General features: G+C 43.7%; 15 protein-coding genes. 11 read left to right on the forward strand and 4 right to left on the reverse strand.

The window, feature by feature from the left end:
* Positions 1-270 precede the first annotated feature (270 nt).
* The 6 genes from BC751_RS14935 to BC751_RS14955 all read left to right on the forward strand — a co-directional run bounded on the left by BC751_RS14935 (position 271) and on the right by BC751_RS14955 (position 11292).
* Complete coding sequence (locus tag BC751_RS14935) at positions 271-6114, forward strand: MBG domain-containing protein (RefSeq protein WP_130276354.1); 5844 nt, start codon at positions 271-273, stop codon at positions 6112-6114.
* 130 nt (positions 6115-6244) lie between these two features.
* Complete coding sequence (locus BC751_RS14940; protein ID WP_130276355.1) at positions 6245-8203, forward strand: sensor histidine kinase; 1959 nt, start codon at positions 6245-6247, stop codon at positions 8201-8203.
* On the forward strand, positions 8160-8822 hold the full coding sequence (locus BC751_RS14945) for a response regulator transcription factor (RefSeq protein ID WP_130276356.1): 663 nt from the start codon (positions 8160-8162) through the stop codon (positions 8820-8822). Before BC751_RS14940 ends, BC751_RS14945 begins: the two co-directional genes overlap by 44 nt.
* Positions 8823-9648: 826 nt before the next feature.
* Positions 9649-9825 carry a hypothetical protein gene (locus BC751_RS21945; RefSeq protein WP_165389847.1) on the forward strand — a complete coding sequence of 59 codons (177 nt, stop codon included), beginning with the start codon at positions 9649-9651 and terminating at the stop codon, positions 9823-9825.
* Between the two features lie 124 nt (positions 9826-9949).
* Positions 9950-10345: a transposase gene (locus BC751_RS14950; protein ID WP_130273830.1), complete on the forward strand. Its 396-nt coding sequence runs from the start codon at positions 9950-9952 to the stop codon at positions 10343-10345.
* A complete protein-coding gene (locus BC751_RS14955) occupies positions 10342-11292 on the forward strand; it encodes an IS3 family transposase (RefSeq protein WP_242617320.1) in 951 nt (316 codons plus the stop codon). The genes BC751_RS14950 and BC751_RS14955 overlap by 4 nt, the downstream gene beginning before the upstream one ends.
* A gap of 73 nt (positions 11293-11365) precedes the next feature.
* Here BC751_RS14955 and BC751_RS14960 read toward each other — a convergent pair whose 3' ends face one another.
* A complete protein-coding gene (locus BC751_RS14960) occupies positions 11366-12574 on the reverse strand; it encodes an acyl-CoA dehydrogenase family protein (RefSeq protein ID WP_130276357.1) in 1209 nt (402 codons plus the stop codon).
* 117 nt (positions 12575-12691) lie between these two features.
* Between BC751_RS14960 and BC751_RS14965 the strand changes: the two genes are divergently transcribed.
* The 3 genes from BC751_RS14965 to BC751_RS14975 all read left to right on the forward strand — a co-directional run bounded on the left by BC751_RS14965 (position 12692) and on the right by BC751_RS14975 (position 17123).
* Positions 12692-13663 (forward strand): tryptophan 2,3-dioxygenase family protein, encoded by a 972-nt coding sequence (locus BC751_RS14965; protein WP_130276358.1) that lies wholly within the window; start codon positions 12692-12694, stop codon positions 13661-13663.
* 471 nt (positions 13664-14134) lie between these two features.
* Positions 14135-15346: an IS256 family transposase gene (locus BC751_RS14970; protein WP_130276359.1), complete on the forward strand. Its 1212-nt coding sequence runs from the start codon at positions 14135-14137 to the stop codon at positions 15344-15346.
* A 193-nt stretch (positions 15347-15539) separates the two neighbouring features.
* The gene (locus BC751_RS14975) at positions 15540-17123 is read left to right on the forward strand and encodes an NAD(P)/FAD-dependent oxidoreductase (RefSeq protein WP_130276360.1); all 1584 of its coding nucleotides are present in this window, start codon (positions 15540-15542) and stop codon (positions 17121-17123) included.
* A 429-nt stretch (positions 17124-17552) separates the two neighbouring features.
* Here BC751_RS14975 and BC751_RS14980 read toward each other — a convergent pair whose 3' ends face one another.
* Positions 17553-18752: a Gfo/Idh/MocA family protein gene (locus BC751_RS14980; RefSeq protein WP_130276361.1), complete on the reverse strand. Its 1200-nt coding sequence runs from the start codon at positions 18750-18752 to the stop codon at positions 17553-17555.
* Positions 18753-18947: 195 nt separating this feature from the next.
* On the opposite strand from BC751_RS14980, the gene BC751_RS14985 reads away from it, so the two are divergent.
* Positions 18948-20312 carry an exonuclease domain-containing protein gene (locus BC751_RS14985; RefSeq protein ID WP_130276362.1) on the forward strand — a complete coding sequence of 455 codons (1365 nt, stop codon included), beginning with the start codon at positions 18948-18950 and terminating at the stop codon, positions 20310-20312.
* Positions 20313-20315: 3 nt separating this feature from the next.
* Here BC751_RS14985 and BC751_RS14990 read toward each other — a convergent pair whose 3' ends face one another.
* A complete protein-coding gene (locus BC751_RS14990; protein ID WP_242617489.1) occupies positions 20316-21680 on the reverse strand; it encodes a glycoside hydrolase family 30 protein in 1365 nt (454 codons plus the stop codon).
* Between the two features lie 129 nt (positions 21681-21809).
* Here BC751_RS14990 and BC751_RS14995 point away from each other — a divergent pair, with 129 nt between their 5' ends.
* Complete coding sequence (locus BC751_RS14995) at positions 21810-23117, forward strand: IS1380 family transposase (protein WP_130273823.1); 1308 nt, start codon at positions 21810-21812, stop codon at positions 23115-23117.
* Between the two features lie 345 nt (positions 23118-23462).
* Here BC751_RS14995 and BC751_RS15000 read toward each other — a convergent pair whose 3' ends face one another.
* Entirely contained in the window at positions 23463-23852 is a 390-nt protein-coding gene (locus tag BC751_RS15000) for a hypothetical protein (RefSeq protein WP_130276364.1), read from the reverse strand.
* Positions 23853-23898: the final 46 nt, after the last annotated feature.

Here is a 23898-nt window from a genome sequence, read left to right on the forward strand (position 1 = left end):
TAAGCATTTTTAAGCATATTTAAGAGGATAATTAAAATTAATTATGATTATATAAAAATTTTGTAAATAAATAAAACAAAAATCATTTTAAACTAAGGTGCTGAAAAATATTCTTTCGTTAAAAAATGATTTAAAATACTTTTTTTTGTAATTGAAATACATTTAATTTGTTATTGATGCAATAAATCTGTTTTACCTAAGATTTTAGAAAACCAGAAAGCAGGTCCCTAAAAAGGAAATTATTTAGTTAGTTTTAGCCCTAGTAATTTTATGAAACCAAAAATTTTACCCGACATCATGGCTATGGTCCGCCTGCTTCCCTTATTGGGGTTGCTGCTGATGTACAGCCATCAAATTGTGGCACAAACTTCTTCTGCCACGATCACCACGGACAAGGACGACTATGCTCCGGGTGAGACAGCCATTATTACCGGCACCGGATGGTGGCCCGGAGAAACGGTAGAGCTTGATTTTGAGCATATCGAACCCAATATTCCCGACCATGTCCATGTCACCAAATATGTGACCGCGGATGAAAGCGGGAATATTTATTTTGAGTGGTATGTGGATGAACAGGAATTGGGAACTACTTTTCATTTAATGGCCAGAGGTCAGTCTTCCGGTTATTTTGCTGAGACGTTTTTTACGGATGGGAATGTGACTTTTAGTGTATCTGGAATCCCGCCTTCGCACAGTGTAACAGTTTCATATAAATTTAGAAATCCCACAGGTGCAAATAATGATGCCAACAGCACTACCTCTTCTCAACAAACTACATTTACAATTGGAGCAAGAAATAATTCCCCGGTAAAATTTTCTTATCAAACAGTTTCTACTTCTGGCGGAATTAATTATCATTTATCTAATGTTGGAATAGATGCTGGATCCCTTTCAACAGGAACTGAAGGTTACCAATATGAATTTCAATCTCCTTCAGGTGCAAGAACTGTTACTGCTAACTATGGAGTTTTAATTTCAACCAACAAAACAGCCACTTACGGAGGTTCAGTCACTTTAACATCTAGCTTTTATTCCAATTATCAAACATCAACTGGAATTGTTGGTAAACCCATAACTTTTTACATCAATGGAACAGCAGTTGGTACAGTAAATACGCAAACGGGAGGTGTGGCATCTTTGACACTTGATCTGACCAATGTTCCAACTTTAGGTAAACTGAATGCTGGAACTTATGACATCACTACTTCATTTGCTGGGGATTCCGAATTATTGCCAGTTCCGCAAACAAGTAGCACTGGGTCTACCTTGACAGTTGATCGTAAAGCCCTGACCGTGACCGCCGACAACCAGAGCAAGACCTACGGTGACACCTTCAGCTTTGACGGCACCGAGTTCAGTACTGCCGGTCTGGTGAACAGCGATGCGGTGAGTTCAGCAACCATCGCTTCCGACGGCGCTGCGGCTACCGCAACAGTGGACGGAGCACCTTATGCGATCAACATCTCCGCGGCAACCGGTACAGGGCTGTCAAACTATGACATCACCTATGTGCCTGGTTCATTCGCGGTGGGCAAAAAAGCCCTGACCGTGACCGCCGACAACCAGAGCAAGACCTACGGTGACACCTTCAGCTTTGACGGCACCGAGTTCAGTACTGCCGGTCTTGTGAACAGCGATGCGGTGAGTTCAGCAACCATCGCTTCCGACGGCGCTGCGGCTACCGCAACAGTGGACGGAGCACCTTATGCGATCAACATCTCCGCGGCAACCGGTACAGGGCTGTCAAACTATGACATCACCTATGTGCCTGGTTCATTCGCGGTGGGCAAAAAAGCCCTGACCGTGACCGCCGACAACCAGAGCAAGACCTACGGTGACACCTTCAGCTTTGACGGCACCGAGTTCAGTACTGCCGGTCTTGTGAACAGCGATGCGGTGAGTTCAGCAACCATCGCTTCCGACGGCGCTGCGGCTACCGCAACCGTGGACGGAGCACCTTATGCGATCAACATCTCCGCGGCAACCGGTACAGGGCTGTCAAACTATGACATCACCTATGTGCCTGGTTCATTCGCGGTGGGCAAAAAAGCCCTGACCGTGACCGCCGACAACCAGAGCAAGACCTACGGTGACACCTTCAGCTTTGACGGCACCGAGTTCAGTACTGCCGGTCTGGTGAACAGCGATGCGGTGAGTTCAGCAACCATCGCTTCCGACGGCGCTGCGGCTACCGCAACAGTGGACGGAGCACCTTATGCGATCAACATCTCCGCGGCAACCGGTACAGGGCTGTCAAACTATGACATCACCTATGTGCCTGGTTCATTCGCGGTGGGCAAAAAAGCCCTGACCGTGACCGCCGACAACCAGAGCAAGACCTACGGTGACACCTTCAGCTTTGACGGCACCGAGTTCAGTACTGCCGGTCTGGTGAACAGCGATGCGGTGAGTTCAGCAACCATCGCTTCCGACGGCGCTGCGGCTACCGCAACAGTGGACGGAGCACCTTATGCGATCAACATCTCCGCGGCAACCGGTACAGGGCTGTCAAACTATGACATCACCTATGTGCCTGGTTCATTCGCGGTGGGCAAAAAAGCCCTGACCGTGACCGCCGACAACCAGAGCAAGACCTACGGTGACACCTTCAGCTTTGACGGCACCGAGTTCAGTACTGCCGGTCTTGTGAACAGCGATGCGGTGAGTTCAGCAACCATCACTTCCGACGGCGCTGCGGCTACCGCAACCGTGGACGGAGCACCTTATGCGATCAACATCTCCGCGGCAACCGGTACAGGGCTGTCAAACTATGACATCACCTATGTGCCTGGTTCATTCGCGGTGGGCAAAAAAGCCCTGACCGTGACCGCCGACAACCAGAGCAAGACCTACGGTGACACCTTCAGCTTTGACGGCACCGAGTTCAGTACTGCCGGTCTGGTGAACAGCGATGCGGTGAGTTCAGCAACCATCGCTTCCGACGGCGCTGCGGCTACCGCAACAGTGGACGGAGCACCTTATGCGATCAACATCTCCGCGGCAACCGGTACAGGGCTGTCAAACTATGACATTACCTATGTGCCTGGTTCATTCGCGGTGGGCAAAAAAGCCCTGACCGTGACCGCCGACAACCAGAGCAAGACCTACGGTGACACCTTCAGCTTTGACGGCACCGAGTTCAGTACTGCCGGTCTGGTGAACAGCGATGCGGTGAGTTCAGCAACCATCACTTCCGACGGCGCTGCGGCTACCGCAACAGTGGACGGAGCACCTTATGCGATCAACATCTCCGCGGCAACCGGTACAGGGCTGTCAAACTATGACATCACCTATGTGCCTGGTTCATTCGCGGTGGGCAAAAAAGCCCTGACCGTGACCGCCGACAACCAGAGCAAGACCTACGGTGACACCTTCAGCTTTGACGGCACCGAGTTCAGTACTGCCGGTCTTGTGAACAGCGATGCGGTGAGTTCAGCAACCATCGCTTCCGACGGCGCTGCGGCTACCGCAACCGTGGACGGAGCACCTTATGCGATCAACATCTCCGCGGCAACCGGTACAGGGCTGTCAAACTATGACATCACCTATGTGCCTGGTTCATTCGCGGTGGGCAAAAAAGCCCTGACCGTGACCGCTGACAACCAGAGCAAGACCTACGGTGACACCTTCAGCTTTGACGGCACCGAGTTCTCCGCCAGCGGTCTGGTGAACAGCGATGCGGTGAGTTCAGCAACCATCACTTCCGACGGCGCTGCGGCTACCGCAACAGTGGACGGAGCACCTTATGCGATCAACATCTCCGCGGCAACCGGTACAGGGCTGTCAAACTATGACATCACCTATGTGCCTGGTTCATTCGCGGTGGGCAAAAAAGCCCTGACCGTGACCGCCGACAACCAGAGCAAGACCTACGGTGACACCTTCAGCTTTGACGGCACCGAGTTCAGTACTGCCGGTCTGGTGAACAGCGATGCGGTGAGTTCAGCAACCATCGCTTCCGACGGCGCTGCGGCTACCGCAACCGTGGACGGAGCACCTTATGCGATCAACATCTCCGCGGCAACCGGTACAGGGCTGTCAAACTATGACATCACCTATGTGCCTGGTTCATTCGCGGTGGGCAAAAAAGCCCTGACCGTGACCGCTGACAACCAGAGCAAGACCTACGGTGACACCTTCAGCTTTGACGGCACCGAGTTCTCCGCCAGCGGTCTTGTGAACAGCGATGCGGTGAGTTCAGCAACCATCACTTCCGACGGCGCTGCGGCTACCGCAACAGTGGACGGAGCACCTTATGCGATCAACATCTCCGCGGCAACCGGTACAGGGCTGTCAAACTATGACATCACCTATGTGCCTGGTTCATTCGCGGTGGGCAAAAAAGCCCTGACCGTCACTGCGGATGACAAGTCCAAATACTGCGGTCAAGATGATCCGGAATTGACCTATCAGATTACCAGTGGTACTTTGGTCAATGGAGACGGATTCACAGGAAGTTTGGAAAGAGAAAGCGGTGATGCTGCCGGGACATATAAAATCAGCCAAGGCTCCTTAACCTTGGGAACCAATTATGACCTTACCGTTATTGAAGGGGAATTCACTATCAATGCAATTTCATCTTTAGATGCAACGCAAACTTTTGTGAATATTCAGATCAATAATACAGGCCAATTGTCAGCTACTATTTCTCCGGCAGTTGCAAATGTTCCGGTGACGTTTACCATCTATCATGATGATAATGTGACAGTTTTGAGGAATATTGTAGGCAATACGAATGCTTCGGGTGTGGCCACTGTCAGTTGGACTGCTCCTGGAACAATCGGGGTATATAAAGTGGATGTGATGGCAGGAAGCAGTGCTTGTGATGCAAAAATGGAAGCCTATGTTACCGTATTTGATCCTTCAGATAGCTTCGTGACAGGTGGTGGCTGGATCAATTCTCCAGCAGGCGCCATGCCGGATAGGCCTGATGCTGAAGGTAGAGCAAACTTTGGATTTGTTTCCAGATACAAAAAAGGAAGAAACAATTTGAGCACCAATGAGGTGGACGGAAACACTGAATTCCAATTCCAGGCAGGTGACTTGAACTTTAAATCTACCCTACATGAATCCGGTTCATTGGTAATTTCTGGAGCAAGAGCTACTTATAGAGGTACCGGTACCATCAACGGTCAGCCAGGATTCAGGTTTATGGTAGTGGCAATTGACGGTGACTGGAACGGGCAAAGAAACCCTGACAGGTTTAGGATCAAAATCACCACCACCAACGGAACGGTGATCTATGATAACCAAATAGGTAAAGCTGAAAATACAGATGATGCTACCGTATTGGGCAATAATGGCACTGGCGGTGGATCCATTGTAATCCATGAAGTCAAAGGCAAAGGTCCAAATAAAAATGTAATGGCAAGCATGATTGAAGTTCCTTGGAATACACCAGTAGAAGTACTTGAAAAAGAATTGCAGCAAATGGCTTCAAGCTGGTTTGAGGGTGAAAAATTTGCCATCACCTTGGATCCGGTAGATTACAACCCATTGGAGCCAGGCTTCTATCAAGTAGGTGGCTATTTTGAAAACAACCCTTGGTTTGAAAGGAATGAAATCATACCTGTACCGGTAATGGTATTGAACAAAGCCATGGCTCAGGATATTCTTATCGATAACAACCTTATGGGCAAGGATCTTCAAGCGGGTACAGTAGTCGGAAGGTTCAGTACAGTGGATGCAGTCGACAATATCCATACTTATAGCATAGAGGAAAATCCTTTCTTTGTGATAGAGAATAATAACCTGGTATGGAGAGGAATAGGAACCCCTGATCCTCAGGTAACATTGAGGGTTTCCAGCACCGACCGTGCAGGACAGACCATCAGTAGGGATATCCAGCTATTCAGAGAAACAGGGCCAAACAGCCTGCTGATCTATCCGAATCCGGCCATGAAGGAAACCAATCTCCTGGTCAACCTGGCTCAGGAATCAGACATAGAAATCCGCATCTTCGATGCTGCCGGCAGATTGGTATTCACAGAAGATTCTTTCCAGAAAGAAAGTTTTGTGAAAAACATCAACCTGGATCAATTGAGCCAAGGCCTGTACCATGTAGTGGTAAAAGTCAACCATCAATACATACAGGGCAGGTTGGTCAAGCAGTAAAATAACATAAGCTCTTGTGTACAAAAAGCCACCCCAGTTGGGGTGGCTTTTTTTTAATAGTAAAAAATACCCTGCATAGGGTATTTTTTACTAAAGCACTTAGTATTATTTTTAGAATAATTAGTTGTATATGGCACAGTTTTCTTTGATTTTTTCTTTTGTCTTGATTTTTTCAAAAATAGGCTTTTCTAAAGCCCAAATATCGGGTTTCCCTGAATTTTACCTTTTGGTAGGAGAGGAGGCTGACTATTCCCTTGAAAGCTATCTTTTTTATTGGGAAGATCCTGGCAATATGGATGCTGAACAAGCGTATCAGTTTTACAGGCAGGGAAAATTTGCGCCTATCGGTCATCCTTATCTTTTCAATAGGGGATATAGCAATTCCATTTGGTGGTTTGCCCTGCCAATTGAAAACGGAATTGCAAAAGACAACACCTTGATTTTAAGCCCTGCTGGAGCTTCTCTACAAGAAGCAAGGCTTTACACTTTTGATGGATCGGGAAAACTGAGCAGGGAGCAGGTTTCAGGTTACCTGCTAAAAGATGATGAAAGGGACATGGCAACCCGATTGAACTCCTTTAAAATCAGTCTTGAACCCTTTCAAAAAAGCCTTTTATTATTACGAATAGATACCAGAGGAAGAAATATGTACATGCCCTTTTATATGGACAGTACAGGTTCTTATTGGGAGTATGAAGTCAATAGGGCAGCGCTTTTCGGAGGCATCAGTACCATAATGGCTTTTGCCTCCTTGTTTGCTTTTTTGCTGTTTTTATACAATAGGGAAAGGATTTACTTGATTTTCCTGGCCTATATATTGTCCTGTCTTTTGTTGATTCTTGAAGAGGATGGTTATGCTTTTGATTGGTTTTATGGTCAGCATTTCCCCGAGCTTTCCCAGGTCAGCGTTCCCTTATTTGGTCTTTTGACCTGTTCCTTATTTTTAAAGTTCAACCTGCTTTTCATGGAAAACCAAATAAGAAGCCATATGTATTTCCATATTGCCAAATCCACGTACTATGTGACTTTGACCTGGTGCATAGTCTTGTTGTTGAGCATTTTTCTTATTGAGGAAAAAAAATTCCTTTATGCTTTTAATCTCACCTCATTGTATATGTCTTTTGGCTGTGTGGGTCTGGTTTTAATAGGAAATATCCTGAATATTACTGATAAAAAGGCCTTGTACATCCTTTTCGCCAATATTTTTTTAGTAATTGGTTTGGTATTTTACTTCCTCAATAGCCATGGTATCACCTCTCTCAATCCCTTTTTCCCCAATGGTCTTGTTGTGGGTGCTTTGGTCAACGTCCTGGCATTTACTATAGCCATTGGATACCTGCAATACAGTGAAAGAAAAGAAAAACAACTGTTGAAGGTACAGATTGCCGAAAGGGAAAAAGAGTTTATTGAAGATAAATTCCGCGTACAGGAAGAGGAGCGTCAGCGTATAGCCAGAGACCTGCATGATGACTTAGGAGCCCTATTGGCCATGATCAGGTTGAAAGTGGAAAATGTGGAAGGAAAGTTAGACCATGTCAATGGTCCTATTCGGGAGAATATTGCGGAGTCTGTCAGGTTATTGGACAAGGCAACCAAAGAGGTAAGGTTTATCGCACATGAACTCCTTCCCGAAGAGCTTGGCCAAAAGCGTTTCTCCACATTGGTAGAAGAACTGTTCCTAAACCTTGAAAACCAAGAAAAAATCCGTTTTCATAATAATATTGGTGAGCTCCCCATTTTGCCTACACATGTCAAGGCCAACCTTTTTAGGATCATCAAAGAACTGCTCAATAATATCTTCAAGCATTCCGGGGCTACTGATGGGGAACTCGAATTGTTCTATGATGAAGAAGATGTGGAAATCAAGCTTATTGTAGCAGACAATGGAAGGGGATTTGATTTAGAACAGGTAAAATCCGGAAAAAAGGGAATGGGCCTGAACAACTTGGAAAGCAGGGTGTTCTTCCTCAACGGAACTTATGAAATAAGTAGCGGACCACAGGGAACAACTATTCTTATATGCGTGCCATACAAAGTCAATGAATATGAACGGGGACAACAAAACAATACAGGTAGTCATCGTGGATGACCATGAGATTTTTGCCGATGGCTTGAAGCGGATTTTATTCAGCAACCTGGGATTGGAATCCAGCATCCATTTTCCCAATGCCAAATCGGCCATGGATTATTTCCAGCGCGGAAAAGGTGCGGACCTGGTAATATTGGACCTATATATGCCTGAAATGAATGGGATCGAATTTTTAGAGAAGGTCAAAAGTCTTTTCCCCAAATTGAGCATTTTGGTGGTGAGTATGCAATATTCCCTATCGAATATTATCCTTTGCAGAAAATTGGGGGCAAGAGGCTTTCTTAGAAAAGACAGTTCTCTTAAGGAAATGATCCATGCCGTAGAATCCGTATTGAAGGGGGAAGATCATTTTCCTGAAAATATGGCAACAGAACCGGAAGCATTGATAGAAAATGCCATGGAGCGGATATGCAGGGATTACAAACTTTCCCGTTCGGAAATCAAGATCCTGGACAAATTGTTGGAGCAGAAAAATTACAAAGAGATTGCCGATGCCCTTTTTTTAAGTCCCCAGACCGTCAGGACCCATAAAAAGAATATTTACCGCAAATTTGGAGTCCACAATATGGCGGGAATTGTGGGTCTGTTGAAAGTGGAGTTGGAAGGAGGGAGAGGGTAATTATTTTGTTGTTTTTATTGTCGGGTTGTCAGGTTCCACCACAGTCAGGTATTATGGTCGTATTTGTTATCGTTATTGTGTTGGTTCGGGCTTTAAAAGGATAAAAGTGGTTGTATTGGTTGTAATTTTTCGGTCTTGGGAAGGGAAGGAGGTGGAAATTGTTTTAATCCCTTTAAGCCTTAAACATGAATCTATTAAACCCTTATCCCGGGATATATGAAACCAATCCCTTTAGAGATTGCCCATCGTTAGCAAAAATAGGGTCCCAATCCCCACCAATCCCAGCAGGATTGCCTATTGCTAGATTCGAATATTACATTTCCCAATGTTCGGGCCGTCCCTACAGGACGGTGGGGAATTGCTGATGTTCTTTTGCTACCGATGGGTTGTGCCGCTGGAACAATACGTCAATAACCAATTTGGTTGTTAGACATAGTTTAACAAGCTTAAAAAGGCTACATAATAAATTTTGCTTAGGACTTTGCAAAACTATATTTTCTGTGTCTTTCCATTTTTTTCTATCAATGATTCCAGAACCAATCCCACTAGGGATTGCCTATCGTTAGCAAAAATAGGATCCCAATGCCCGCCAATCCCAGCGGGATTGCCTATGGCTTGATCTGAATATACCCTTTCCCTAATATTCGGGCCGTCCCTACAGGACGGTGGGGAATTGCTGATGTTCTGTGGGCTACCGATGGATTGTGCCGCTGGAACAATACGTCAATATCCAATCGGGGTGTTGATTGGTATGATTACATCGTTTTTAAACTATTTAGATTATAATTTTACCACCTAGAAAATCAGCACAAAACATTCCGGGGTAATGGGATTATTTTCTACCGGATTCAAACCTCTGATTTCAAGAACAAAGGTTTGGGGCTCCCTCAACTATGTTTTCTATATCCACTATCCCGATTTGAATACGGGACAGGTAGTGGTAATTTTTTTTCTTCACCACAAAGATAGCATAGCCCACAACCTGTCCCTTATGACGGGATAGTTTCTCCGTTACCAATCCTAGCATTTCTGAACAAATTTAAAAAAAAACCGCCAAGGTTTTCTATCCCTCAGCGGTCACATGTCCTTCCCTGAAATAGGTTGACCGTTTTTAACCGAGAAAAAAGATGTTAAAAACAGGAAAAAGGATTAATTCTCAGCGTAGATTTTCAGAGGAATTTAAACGTAAGTTGGTTGATGATTTTGAGAAAGGAATCATGACAGTTCAGCAAATGGAGCGACATTATGGAATTGTGAACTCAGTTATTTATCATTGGATTTATAAGTATTCGACCTATAATGAAAAAAATATCAGGATAATTGAGATGAAAGACAGTCAAACCAATAGGCTCAAAGAACTCGAAGAAAAGGTCAAAGATCTCGAGCGTACCGTTGGCCAAAAACAGATCATGATTGATTATTTGGAAAAAATGATTGATTTGGCCAAAGAAACTTACTCAATCGATATTAAAAAAAACTCCAAAACCCCACACTCTGGTGGTTCCAATCCAACAAAAGTATGATAAACCATTCGCTCAATGAACTTTATCGGACTGTTGGAGTAACCAAGCAGGCCGTTCAACAAGCCAAAAAAAGGCAGCAAGCATTCGATCTTGAAATTGCCCAACTGGTAATCCTGGCCGATGAGCTCAGGGAAGACCATCCAGGATGTGGGGTCGAAAAAATGTATTATACATTGAAACCCGAATTCATGGGAAGGGATCAATTCTGTGAAATTTTCATGGAAATGGGATATGGTATCAAAAAAATAAAAAACTACCAGAAAACCACTTACGCAGGCCTTTATTCTTATCCAAACCTTATCGAAGGTATGGCCATAAACAGACCTTTTCAGGTCATCCAAACCGATATCACTTACTTTTACCTCAATGGTGAATTCTATTATTTGGTCTTCATTATTGATGTTTATACCAGGATCATCGTGGGATATTCGGTCAACGACAACTTGCGCACAGAAGGTAATATCAAAGCTATGAAAATGGCCCTCAGTACTTTGAGATACCAGCCTTGGGGCCTGATCCACCACTCAGATAAAGGTTCCCAGTACAGTAGTAAAGAATACACCTCCTTGCTCAACAAAAACAATATCCATATCAGTATGGGAAATATCGCATGGGAAAACCCCTACGCAGAACGAATCAATGGAATCATAAAAAATGAATACCTCAAAAGGTGGATAATCAAAGATTTCAGCGACCTGAAAAGAAAAGTGGCGAAAGCTGTAGCCAACTACAACAGCATAAGACTACACAGGGGATTTAAAATGAAATACACCCCCATGGGATTTTATAAAAATATACTAAATTTAAAAGCCCAAGAAAGACCGACGGTGATTGTTTATACCGAAGGAAGAAAAAACTTCTTAGGGGCATCGAGCCCCTTCGAAGTTTGCCCAAGAGAAGAACCTCTGGCTCATGATTGCCCGATGGAAATATTTAATGAATGTTGAACCAAACGGTCAACGCTATTCAGGGAAGAACAACAGTCTTGAGTCTTGTGTCTTAAGTCTTGTGTCTTAAGTCTTATTTAAACGCCGGTATCCCCGTAATCTCATGCCCCAGAATCAACAAATGGATATCATGGGTGCCCTCATAGGTAACCACAGATTCCAAGTTCATCATGTGGCGCATAAGCGGATATTCACCGGTTATGCCCATCCCACCATGAATCTGCCTGGCCTCCCTCGCAATGTCCAAAGCCATGGCTACATTGTTACGCTTTGCCAGGGAAATCTGTGCCGTGGTGGCCTTGCCTTCATTCATCATCATACCGAGTTTCCAGTTAAGCAACTGGGCCTTGGTAATCTCAGATAACATCTCTGCCAACTTTTTCTGGATCAACTGGAAAGAACCGATAGGCTTGTCAAATTGAATTCTTTCCAGGGCATACCTTCTAGCTGAATCATAACAATCCATGGCCGCACCCACTGCACCCCAGGCAATGCCATAACGGGCAGAATCGAGACACATCATGGGAGCACCCAATCCGTTTTTCCCAGGAAGCAGGTTTTCTTTGGGCACTTTTACATTGTCAAATACCAGTTCACCAGTAGCCGAAGCCCTCAAGGACCATTTTCCATGGGTCTCAGGGGTAGAGAATCCTTCCATCCCTCTCTCTACGATCAATCCATGAATCCTGCCTGATTCATTTTTTGCCCATACCACGGCAATATCTGCTTTTGGGGAATTGGAAATCCACATTTTAGCGCCGTTCAACAGATAATGATCGCCCATATCCTTAAAATTGGTCACCATGCCGGACGGATTTGACCCAAAGTCAGGTTCTGTAAGCCCAAAGCAACCCAGCATTTCTCCTGAAGCCAACTTGGGAAGGTATTTTCGTTTTTGTTCCTCCGATCCAAATTTATAGATGGGGTACATGACCAGGGATCCCTGAACAGAGGCGGTAGAACGCATGCCTGAATCACCTCTTTCGATCTCCTGCATGATAAGACCGTAAGCAATATAATCAAGGCCTCCGCCGCCATATTCTGCCGGTATCTGAGGGCCAAAAGCACCTACATCTCCAAACTTCTTGACGATTTCATATGGAAAATGGGCTTTCTGTGCCCAGTCTTCTATATAAGGACTGATTTCTTTTTTGACAAAATCCCTGATCGAGGCACGTATCAGTTTATGTTCCTCGGTCAAAAGGTCATCAACACCATAAAAATCCACCCCCTCAAAAAGGTCCTGCTTCATAGATTTCTGAATTGTGGAAGTATGCTCCATAACTGTTTTGGTTTATTGCTAATTAAAACGGAATTTTACAGCCGGAAAGCTGAATTCCTGCCTGAAATAAATAAGAACCCGCTTAAAAAACTACCTTATCTTGCAAAAAATTAACACATGAGCCCAGCACAATACCCAAAAGACGTTTTAGATAAAATAGAGCTGCTTCAGGAAAAATTCAAAGCTTCCGGACAGGATCTTTCTTCTTACCTGGAAGGTCTGCTTTATGCGGATTATATGACCTATTGGGATTATATCAACCTGGATATTCTCCTATCCCTCCAACAACCCAGGACTTCTTTTAAGGATGAAAAAATCTTTATCATCTACCACCAGATTACGGAACTCTACTTCAAACTGATCATCTGGGAATTGGAACAGATAGCAGATAAAAAGCCCATCGAGGCCAAATTCTTTAAGGAAAGGTTGGAAAGGGTGATCATGTATTTTGACCAACTGATTTCCTCCTTTGCAGTCATGTGGAAAGGAATGGAAAAAGAGCAGTTCCTGAAATTCCGCATGTCCCTATTGCCTTCCAGCGGATTTCAAAGTGCCCAGTACAGGGTGATTGAAATCCTGTCTACTGATGTGCACCAACTCATTCATTTGGACAGGAGGGAGGCCCTGAAATATGAAAAAGATACAGAAGTGATTTTTGACAATCTGTATTGGCAGCATGGGGCCAAGGAACTTGCAACCGGTGAAAAGACCCTAACATTGAAGTCATTTGAGAAAAAATATGGCAAAGCGCTCAAGGAATTGATTGAAACCTATAAGGATAAAAATATCTGGAAAAAGTATCAGGAATGTACTGATAAGGACGAAGAGTTGAAACAGTTGATGAGGTCTTTGGATTTGAAAGCCAATGTGTTTTGGCCTTTGGCGCATTATAAATCTGCTGTGAGGTATTTGCAACGGGATCCGCAGGACATCGCAGCCACCGGAGGTACCAACTGGCAGAAATACCTACCCCCGCGCTTCCAAAAAGTCATTTTCTTTCCCGAACTTTGGAGCCAGCAAGAAATGGAGGAATGGGGCAAAGGATGGGTGGTGAAGGAAGTTTTTGGGAATGATGAGGACAGAGCGTAAAAAAAAAAGCTTTGGTAAAGCTTTTTAGCGAGGGGCCAGGATGTAGGGATGGAAATGAGGAATGAAGAATGAGGAATGAAGAATTGAGAATGGAGAATGAGGAATGAGGAATGAGGAATGAAAGTCGGATTTCGAAAGGTGGAGTTGGGAAGTGGAAATTTGAACCATTAAGAAGTTAAGAATATTAAGGTTTTCATTAAGAATTTGGGGTTGTCCAGAGCTTTCTGCTCAGTACGATAATTGTTGAGCTTTCAGCTGAAATGAATAAAAAACTTTAAGATTTTGGGATTCAAAGGGACTATGACACAAACTGTGTAAGTTGGTTTCACTACTTACGAAGTTAAAGTTAAACCTCGAAATTCTCTGTGTGATTTAGAAGAAATCGCACAGGGAATTTGAGGAACCCGCGGTAGGCGCCCCCCGGTCTGTGTGTGGACAATTTCTTACCATTATAACACACAGATTACAAAAATGAAAAAAGAAGATCTCCTAAATGATGACTTCCTCAAGCAGTTCAGGACTGCCGGGGAGCTTAATTCCTTCCTTCAACAGCTTCAGAAAAGAGCCGTTGAGAAAATGCTTGAAGGTGAGCTGGATGCCCATCTTGGCTATGAAAAGCATCAGAATTCCGATAATCCCAATTCAAGGAACGGCTATTCCACCAAAACAATAAAAAATACATTTGGAGAGGCTGAAATCAGAGTCCCGAGAGACCGGGACGGCAGCTTTGAGCCTGCCCTTGTGCCCAAACGCAGAAGCATGGCGGAGGGCGTTGAAAACGTGATCATATCCATGTATGCCAAGGGAATGTCAAACCAGGACATCGAGGAACAGATCCGGGAGCTTTATGACATCAATGTTTCCTCCTCCACCATCTCAAGGGTTACCGGTGCCGTAGCGGAGGATATTGTTGCATGGAGAAACAGACCGCTTGACCCTGTTTACCTGATCGTCTGGATGGACGGTATATCCTTCAAAGTCAGGGAGAACTCCAAAGTGGTCAACAAGACCGTTTACATTGCCGTTGGCCTCAGGACCAACGGTCTCAAGGAGATCCTCGGCCTTTGGCTCGGCAGGAATGAATCTTCGGCTTTCTGGATGGGGGTACTCACCGACCTGAAAGCCCGGGGGGTTGAAGATATTCTCATAACGGCAACTGACAACCTGAACGGGTTTACTGATACGATAAAGGCCTCCTTCCCCCAGTCGGTAACCCAGATATGTGTCGTCCACCAGATCAGAAACGCATGCAGATATGTCGTATGGAAAGACCGCAGGGCCTTTACAAGGGATATGAAGGAAATTTATACCGCCCCTACCAGGGATGCCGCATGGGCTGCACTCAACGATTTTGCCAAAAAATGGGAGTCCAAATACTCCTATGCCATCAAAAGCTGGAAGGACAACTGGGATGAACTCACCGTTTTCTTCGATTACCCCGCTGAAATCCGTAAAATCATCTACACCACCAACCTGATTGAAAATCTCAATGGAAAGATCAGAAAATACACCAAAAACAAGCTCTCTTTCCCCACAGATGATGCCGTAATGAAGTCTGTTTTTCTCGCTGCAAGAGAAGCATCGAAAAAATGGACGATGCCCATTCGAGACTGGGGTACTATTCTTAACAGTTTCCTGCTTATATTTGGTGATAGGGTCAGGCTTCTTGATACCTGGCAATAAAATCATAATTTAAAGTTTACACACTTATCGGGATAGTGTCGATTCAAAATTCTGATTTCGAAAGGCGTAGGTCGGAAACTCCGAAATCCGCCTTCCCACTTCCGACATCAAAAATCTTGCGTCTTATGTCTTGAGTCTAGTCTCTAATCTCCAGCATCCCGCCTCTAAATTTTAAGGATAAATACCTTACCCAATGAAAAAAGAACTACAATTACAACTAAGCCCGGAAGAGGCTTACGATGACCGATTGTTTCAGCATGTGGCCCTGAAAAAAGCAGGTTTATCGGCTGATAATGCCCAGGCCATAGCCCGCCAGATCAGAAGATCCATTGATGCCCGCGGCAGGCAGGTACGGGTCAATGTCACTGCTGAAGTTTTTATCAATGAAGCGCCGACTCCTCTGCTTCAAACACCAAAAGCTTATCAAAACGTCTCCAATAAGGAGCAACTCATCATTGTTGGCGCTGGTCCTGCAGGCTTATTTGCCGCACTAAGGGCCATAGAATTGGGCATCAAGCCTATTGTTATTGAAAGAGGCAAAGATGTACGGGCAAGAAGGCGGGACCTGGCCGCTATCAATAAAGATCATATCGTCAACCCCGAATCCAATTATTGTTTTGGAGAAGGTGGTGCCGGTACTTATTCGGACGGAAAATTATACACCCGTTCAAAAAAACGCGGTGATATCAGGAGAATAATGGAAATCCTTGTTGCCCATGGGGCAACCGAAGAAATCCTTGTGGATGCCCATCCCCATATCGGAACCAACAAACTCCCCAAATTGGTGGCAGAACTCAGGGAAAGTATCCTGCAGGCAGGTGGGGAGGTCCTTTTCGAAACGAAGGTAGTGGATTTTATTTTGGAGGGGAATGAAATGAAAGGTGTTGTAACCCAAGAGGGGGAAAAAATCAAGGGCATTGGGGTGATCCTTGCGACGGGTCACTCTGCGCGGGATATTTTTCATCTTCTGAAACATAAAAATATCCTGATTGAAGCCAAACCCTTTGCCTTGGGGGTAAGGATAGAACATAGCCAAAACCTGATTGATAGGATTCAATACCATTGCGAAATGGATAGGGGGCCGTATTTACCGGCTTCTTCTTATGCTTTGGTTCAACAGACTTACTTTCAGGGAAAACAGCGGGGAGTCTTTTCTTTTTGTATGTGCCCTGGTGGTTTTATTGTTCCTGCAGCCACATCTCCGGGAGAAATCGTAGTCAATGGAATGAGTCCCAGCAGGCGTGACAGCAAGTTTGCCAATTCAGGGATGGTTGCAGCCGTAGAACTTGAAGATTTGCCCCAATACCAAAAATATGGAGCTCTGGCAGCCATGATGTTCCAGGCTGAAGTGGAGCAAAAGGCCTGGCTGCTTGGAGGCAAAACCCAAACTGCCCCTGCACAGCGTATGGTGGATTTTGTAAATAAAAAAGTCAGTCCATCGCTTTTGGACACCTCTTACCAGCCCGGCTTGAAATCAGTGGATATGTATGAAGTGCTGCCTGATTTCATTGCAGAAAGGTTGAAGCAAGGCTTTGTGGCTTTTGGGAAAAAAATGAAAGGCTACCTGACCAATGAAGCCCAAATTATCGGCGTGGAAAGCAGGACATCTTCCCCGGTCAGGATCCCAAGGGATAGAGAAAGTTTTGAGCATCCTGAGGTAAAAAGATTGTATCCCTGTGGGGAAGGGGCTGGTTATGCAGGAGGTATCGTTTCTGCAGCCATGGATGGCGAGAGGTGTGCGGAAAAATTGATTGAACAGTATGCCAGAGTCCATTAGCCTTTAGGATTGAGGGTAATAATGAGGAATGTTGAATGTAGAATGGAAAATGAGGAATGAACCTAGAGTTGAGAATCAGTCCAGTTGACTGATTTAGGGAGGGTCCGGGATAAAGGAGAGGAAAAAGAGTTAAGGGAAAAAGCAAAATGTAAAAGGATAAACCTTTAAAGTAAAAAACACTAAATAGCTTGCATTGGGGCTTCGCAGAGACTAAAAAATACCACAAAAGTGGTATTTTTTGTGACCCAAGAATTACAGAAATTTACATCAATGTCATTTCTCAGAAAAACTTTTTCCCTTAACCTAGAGAGAACCAGCATTTTTTACTTGAACTTACACTTAACCATACCGGATCCCTTGGGATCCGGTTTTTTTTATTTTCAAAGCTTTGAGGTATTGAAAACCTGACAGGCCTGGGCAAAAAAGAATTTATACCAGGTCAAATTCTGGTTTCCATTCCATTTTTTTGCCCGTGTAAATTGACTCATTGGCCAAGGCGACGGCAATGGCCGTCTTACCACCATTGATTGTATTCGAATGGGGAAGGTCCTTTTCCACCAAACAGCGGTAAAAATCTTCCAGGGCATAATAGGAACCGTCCCGGGTGGGTTGGTCCAGGATTTTGACACCCTTTTTGTCATTGGACCAGACCAACCTTGTTGCTCCGGAAACACCATCTACTTCTTCCAATTCGCTCCGGGTATCCGGTTCGGGATAAAAGATCCCCTCATTCGTCAATAAAGAGACCATTCCCCTGCTTCCTTTGATCTTGAAAGAATAGCCATCATGTTGATTGGCACAAGTAGCCCCAAAATTTCCCACCATGCCTTCTTTTTCATAACGAAGGGTCACCTGCACATTGTCAAAAGTCTCTCTTCCATCTTTGAAATGATCAATACCACCAACACCATAAATAGAGCTGGGTTGGGTTTCAAAAGCCCAATGGATAAAATCCATCTGATGGGATAGCAACTCAGCCACAAGTCCACCTGAATATTCCCTGTACATCCTCCAATTGATCTTTCTTTCTAAGTCCGCATTTGGAACAGGTCTTCTCCAGTTATGGTTTCGGTCCCACCTGGCTTCAATTTGGGTCACATCTCCCAACCAACCATTTTGGATCATTTCTTTTACCCTAAAATAAAGGGGGGAATACCTGTATTGATGGCCAATCTGGATGACCTGTTTCGTGTGTTTTTTCTTGAGGGAATTGAGTTCTATGGCTTGATCCACATTAAAAACCATGGTTTTTTCCAAAAAAAGATGTTTTCCTGCATCCAAAACAGCCTTCGCATGTTCAAAATGAAGATAAAGCGGCGTAGCCACCAGGATGATATCCAGGTCTTTCTGCTCTAAAAGCTTTCTGTAATCCTGATGAAATTGGACTCCTGAAGGATAGTTTTTCCTTGCATTTTCCAGTCTCAGGGGAAGGTCATCGCAGACCCCTTTTACCAAAAATTTATCCGGCATATTATTCAGGACCTTATGCAATCCCGATCCTCTGTCACCATATCCCAAAATACCGATATGGTATATTTTACCTTTTGGCCAGGCTGAAAGACTGCCGAAAGGCAGTGCTGCACTTGCCGTCAAAAGGGAACTCAATTTGACAAAATCTCTTCTTTTCAAGGTATTTAGGTCTTTTTTAGGTTTAATTTTCGTAATTTATTAAAATTTTTGAAACCTGAACAGGGGCAGTTGATAACCGCTAAAATTTAGGTCAAGATTGGAAAAATCATATAAAGTCAGACATCTTCTGACACTATTTTGAAAGGGAAATGGTTTATTCAAAAAGCTTCTATAATCTTGCCCTGAGGAAATGAAATGGAATTTGTCATTGTCGATATAGAAACCACAGGAGGCAATCCCACACAGGGGAGCATTACCGAAATTGCCGCCATTGTCTCTGATGGCCAAAAGGTCCTGGAAAAGTTCCACACCCTGATCAATCCACAAAGATTCATTCCCAATTTTATTACAGGCCTGACAGGAATCAACCAGGAAATGGTGGAATCAGCGCCGACCTTTGAAGAAGTCTCGGGTGAACTATATGAATTTTTAAAAGACAGGATTTTTGTCGCCCACAATGTCAATTTTGATTATTCATTTCTCAGAGAAGCCTTCAAAGCTTGTGGTTTGGATTTCAATGTTCCCAAATTATGCACCGTCAGACTAAGCAGGAAAGCATTCCCGGGCTTGGGATCCTACGGTTTGGGAAGGATCTGCGAGCAACTTTCCATTAAAATAAGTGCAAGACACCGGGCCTATGGAGATGCAGAAGCCACTGAGGTACTTTTTAGAAAAATTTACCAAAATCAATCGGATATCATTCTCCAAAGCCTCAAAAAAGGAAAGGGGGAAAGCTTTCTTCCTCCCCATATTTCCCAGGAAAAATACCAGCAGATTCCCGAAGCTACCGGAATATATTTCTTCCATGATAAAAATGGTCAGGTCATTTATGTAGGTAAAGCACTCAATATCAAAAGCAGGTTCAAAAGCCACTTTTCCGGTAACAGTCAGGAAAAATTTCAGCTCAAATCCGAAATCCACGATATCAGTTGGGAATTGACAGGATCCGAATTTCTGGCCTATTTGCTCGAAACCATGGAAATAAAAAGACTTTGGCCCAAATACAATAGGGCATTGAAAAACCAAAGCAGTAACTGGGCTTTGTTTCAGTACGAAGACAGTCAGGGTTTTATCCGTTTTCAAGTGAGTAAAAATACCGGTAAAATCCCAACCCTTATGGAATTTGACTCGCATTCAGAAGGCTGGAAATATATCATGGATCAAACCGAACTATTTGAACTTTGCCCCAAATTGACCGGTATTCAAAAAACCGTCCAAGCCTGCTATGACCACCAAATCAACAAATGCCATGGAGCCTGTTGTGGCAAGGAAGAAGTACATGAATATAACCAAAGAGCACGGCAATTTATAGCCTCTATCCAAACTGAAAAAGGATCCGTATTGATCAAAGAAAAAGGAAGATCAGTTCAGGAAACTTGTGTCCTGCTCTTCGAAAACGGAATACTTACTGCCTATGGTTTTATAACTCAAGAGGAATGCTTGGTTCACAATGAAGATATCCTTCAAAGACTAATTAAAGTTAAACACATTCCTGAGACAAAATATATCTTAAGGGCATTTCTTCCCAAAATCCATTACCGTAATATCATTCCAGTTTGAAAATCAATCAATAAGCAGAGTGGCCACTGCACCTGGTTCTAATTCCATTGAGGCTGCATGTTCCTTATAAAGGATATGGAATTCCGAGGATTCTTTAGCTTCATTCAGAACAATCAATACAACTTTCCCATCAGGTCTTAAAAAAGCCACGTTCGGAAGACCATCAGGTTCAGAAGAATCAATCCTCTTTGAACCTTGGTCAACAAATTTTGAGGCATGAGCCACCACATAATAAGCAGGATTCCTGAAAACTTCATCTCCATAGATGGTAATGCCACCTAAACATTGATTACAGCCACCACGATCTGTAAAGGGTTTGAGATCAGGAGCGGAGCTTAAATTCCATTCCAAGACCGTTTTTGCCCAGTTTCTGCTTGCCCCAATTACCAAATTTTTGATATGCCAGGCGAAGTCACCTGCCAAGTTCCCGGGAGCACCGATCCATTGCTCAGTAAAATAGATATTTTTATCGGGGTGGGCCCGGTGGACTTCTGAAAGCGCTTCTATTTTCCCGCCATAAAGGTGGAAGGCAGAGCCATCTATCCACTTTTTGGCTTCCGGATCATCCAAAATACTGATCGGGTAATCAGGCCTATCCGCATTGTGGTCATAGATGATGATTTTGGTAGAAATCCCATATTCTTTGAATTTGGGCCCAAGGTGGTTTTTGACAAAATCCCTTTGTTCTTCGGCAAGCATCAATAAACTGGGATTATTGCCTGGATGTAAAGGTTCATTTTGTACGGTCACGGCATCAATCACTATGCCTTCTTCTGCCATCTGCTGTATATATTTGACAAAGTAGAGCGCATAGGCATCATAATTTTCAGGCAGCAATTTGCCCCCACGGGTATCTTTATTATCTTTCATCCAGGCAGGGGGAGACCAAGGTGAGGCCATCAGTTTGATGTCAGGATTGATTTGTAAAATTTCCTTTAGCACTGGAATGACATCATTTCTATCGGGACCCAAATCAAATTTTTCAAGATCAGGATCAAATTCCCCCTCTTCCAAATCATGGTAGGAAAAAACTGTTTCATTCAAATCAGATGCAGCTATGGAAAGTCGCAGATAATTGATCCGTATGCTTTTTTCACCCGATCCAAATAACTCTTCCAAAATTGCTTTTCTGGCTTCTTTGCTCATTCCCAAAAGGTGCATGGAAGACCCTTGGGTTAAGGTAAAGCCAAAGCCATCCATTTCCTGATATTGCATTTCTGGATTGATCTCAATAACCTTACCTAAATGCGTTGCACTTGAAAATGGAATTTTTTCCTGTTGCTGAAATAAAATGTTTTTTGATGGATCGGTCAACCATACCCGTGCTTCAAATCCAACTTGGGAACAGCCAGCAAATAAAATTGCCAATAAGAACCTTAAATCCGCAGGGCGGATTTAAAAAAAGCCGAAAAAGTGGCTGAATTTATTCAATTCAGGCTTTTCCGGCTCGTTTTTTTTCACTTATTTAGATGATACCACTCAAACTAGATAAGCGGTATGAAAATTACGAATTCGACAGAAAAAATCACACCTTTCGGAGGTTTTAATTTTGTTTTTAACTCTTTCAAAAATTCTGGTCTCCCAGAACTCATTGATAATCAATTGGGGGTTAGAGCCTTAAGGGGAGGGTTTTCATACAGTGACATTTTCGCCAATCATATGGCTATTTTCTTTAATGGTGGCGACTGTACTGAAGATATCAATGTTCACTTGAGAGACGCACTTGAACAGGTCCCTTCATTTTCAGTATGCAGTGCCGATACAATTCTGAGAGGTATCAAAGAGCTTGCTGTTGATACAGAACTCTTTATAAATCCGTCCAGTGGAGTAAGCCATGAATTTAATATCAATGGAAAACTCAACAGCTTGTTGTTAAAATCAGCTTGTAAGACCGGATTACTCAAGTCAGGTGTTGCTTACGACCTCGATTATGACAACACCGTCATTCCAACTGAAAAGTACGATTCAAAAAAGACATATAAACACGTCTATGGATATCAGCCAGGTGTAGCTTCCATAGCACATCCTGAATTTTCACAGGCCATTCCTGTGTACGTAGAGGGCAGAAATGGCAACAGTCAGGCCAAATATTTGCAGGCTGATACACTTACACGCATGTTTGGGCAGCTTACCAATGAAAATATCCGTATCGGAAGGTTCAGAGCCGATTCAGCATCCTATCAGGAAGAAGTTCTCCGCACACTGGAAGCACATACCGAAAGCTTTTATATACGGGCAAACAGATGTGCCAAACTGGATAATATCCTTGGAAGTATAGCCCCTGAGAAGTGGCAGAAAATACGTTTGGGTGTACAGGAAATGGAAGTTACTGACCTATCCGACTACAAACCTTTCGGTAAAGACAGGTCTTACAGGCTGGTCATTACCAGAATCAGGCGTAAAGACGGGCAGGCAGATGTGTTTAGTGGAGATGCATTTACTTACAGGGCTATTCTGACCAATGAACATACATCGTCCAATGAAGCTGTTGTAAGGTTTTATAACGCCCGGGGTGCAAGCGAACGCTTGTTTGATGTACTCAACAATGACTTTGGCTGGTCTAAGTTGCCCTGTTCGTTCCTTGCAGAGAATACCTCCTTTATGCTTATGACGGCTATGTATGCCAATTTTTACACCTATATCATTGGAGAGTATTCCAGAAAAGTTGATTGGCTTAAGCCTACCGACAGGCTCAAGAAGTTTATCTTCAGATTTATCACTGTTTCAGCCAAGTGGATAAGAACGGGAAGAAGAGAAGTGCTCAAACTGTTCACGAGTAAGGATTACAAGCCGATTTTGAACTAAATTCAGATAAAAACCCCTCAGGAGCTCAAAAAATAAAGATTTACAGGGAAGAGGTATGCCTTTTCCATTAAAATTGAGGAAAAAAACCGTCCATTTTATCCTCAAACCTAAAATCCATTGTCTCAAAACTATGAACACTCTTCAATCAAAGGGAAGAAATTCCCGAACTAGACCAAAAATGAACACAAACAAGCAGATTCAAATCTCCAAACTAAAATCCTGCGGATTTTAGGAAGAATATAAATTGATTTTTCATGAAGGGCCAGAAATGATTAAGCCATGAAAATTAAATAAAATTTCCATGGCCTGCTCAAGGTGCTGGGTAAAATTAAATGTTAAAGCCTATCAAAAGGCAAGAGCAGCAAGCCCCAGTTGCTTTTTAAAAGGTTTTATCAGATTGGTTACACTTTTGTTATAATTTCCAAGGAGTTGTTGACCCAATAAACCCATCAGAAAATTTTGTCTGGTTTTTTTCAGATCCAAAAACTGGTTCTTTTTGACTGCATCGGTTGCAGAACTGTTCAGGACTTTAAAAATATCATCCGTAAAACTTTGGTTATTGGCCTTAAGCTTGCTTTCATGATCTGCACTCAGGCCCAGGCCATCAAAGGTATTCAAGGCTCCCAATACCTGGGTCTGAAGATCCATTTTAGGTATACTGGGAATCTGAGCTTTCACTTCCTGAAAGAAAAACGCACCAAAAACAAATGCGGCGAGAATAAATAACTTTTTCATAATGTTGTATTTACATGTATCTAAAAATAACAAGATTTATCTAATA

The sequence above is a fragment of the Cecembia calidifontis genome (assembly GCF_004216715.1).
In the GTDB taxonomy this organism is placed as follows: domain Bacteria; phylum Bacteroidota; class Bacteroidia; order Cytophagales; family Cyclobacteriaceae; genus Cecembia_A; species Cecembia_A calidifontis.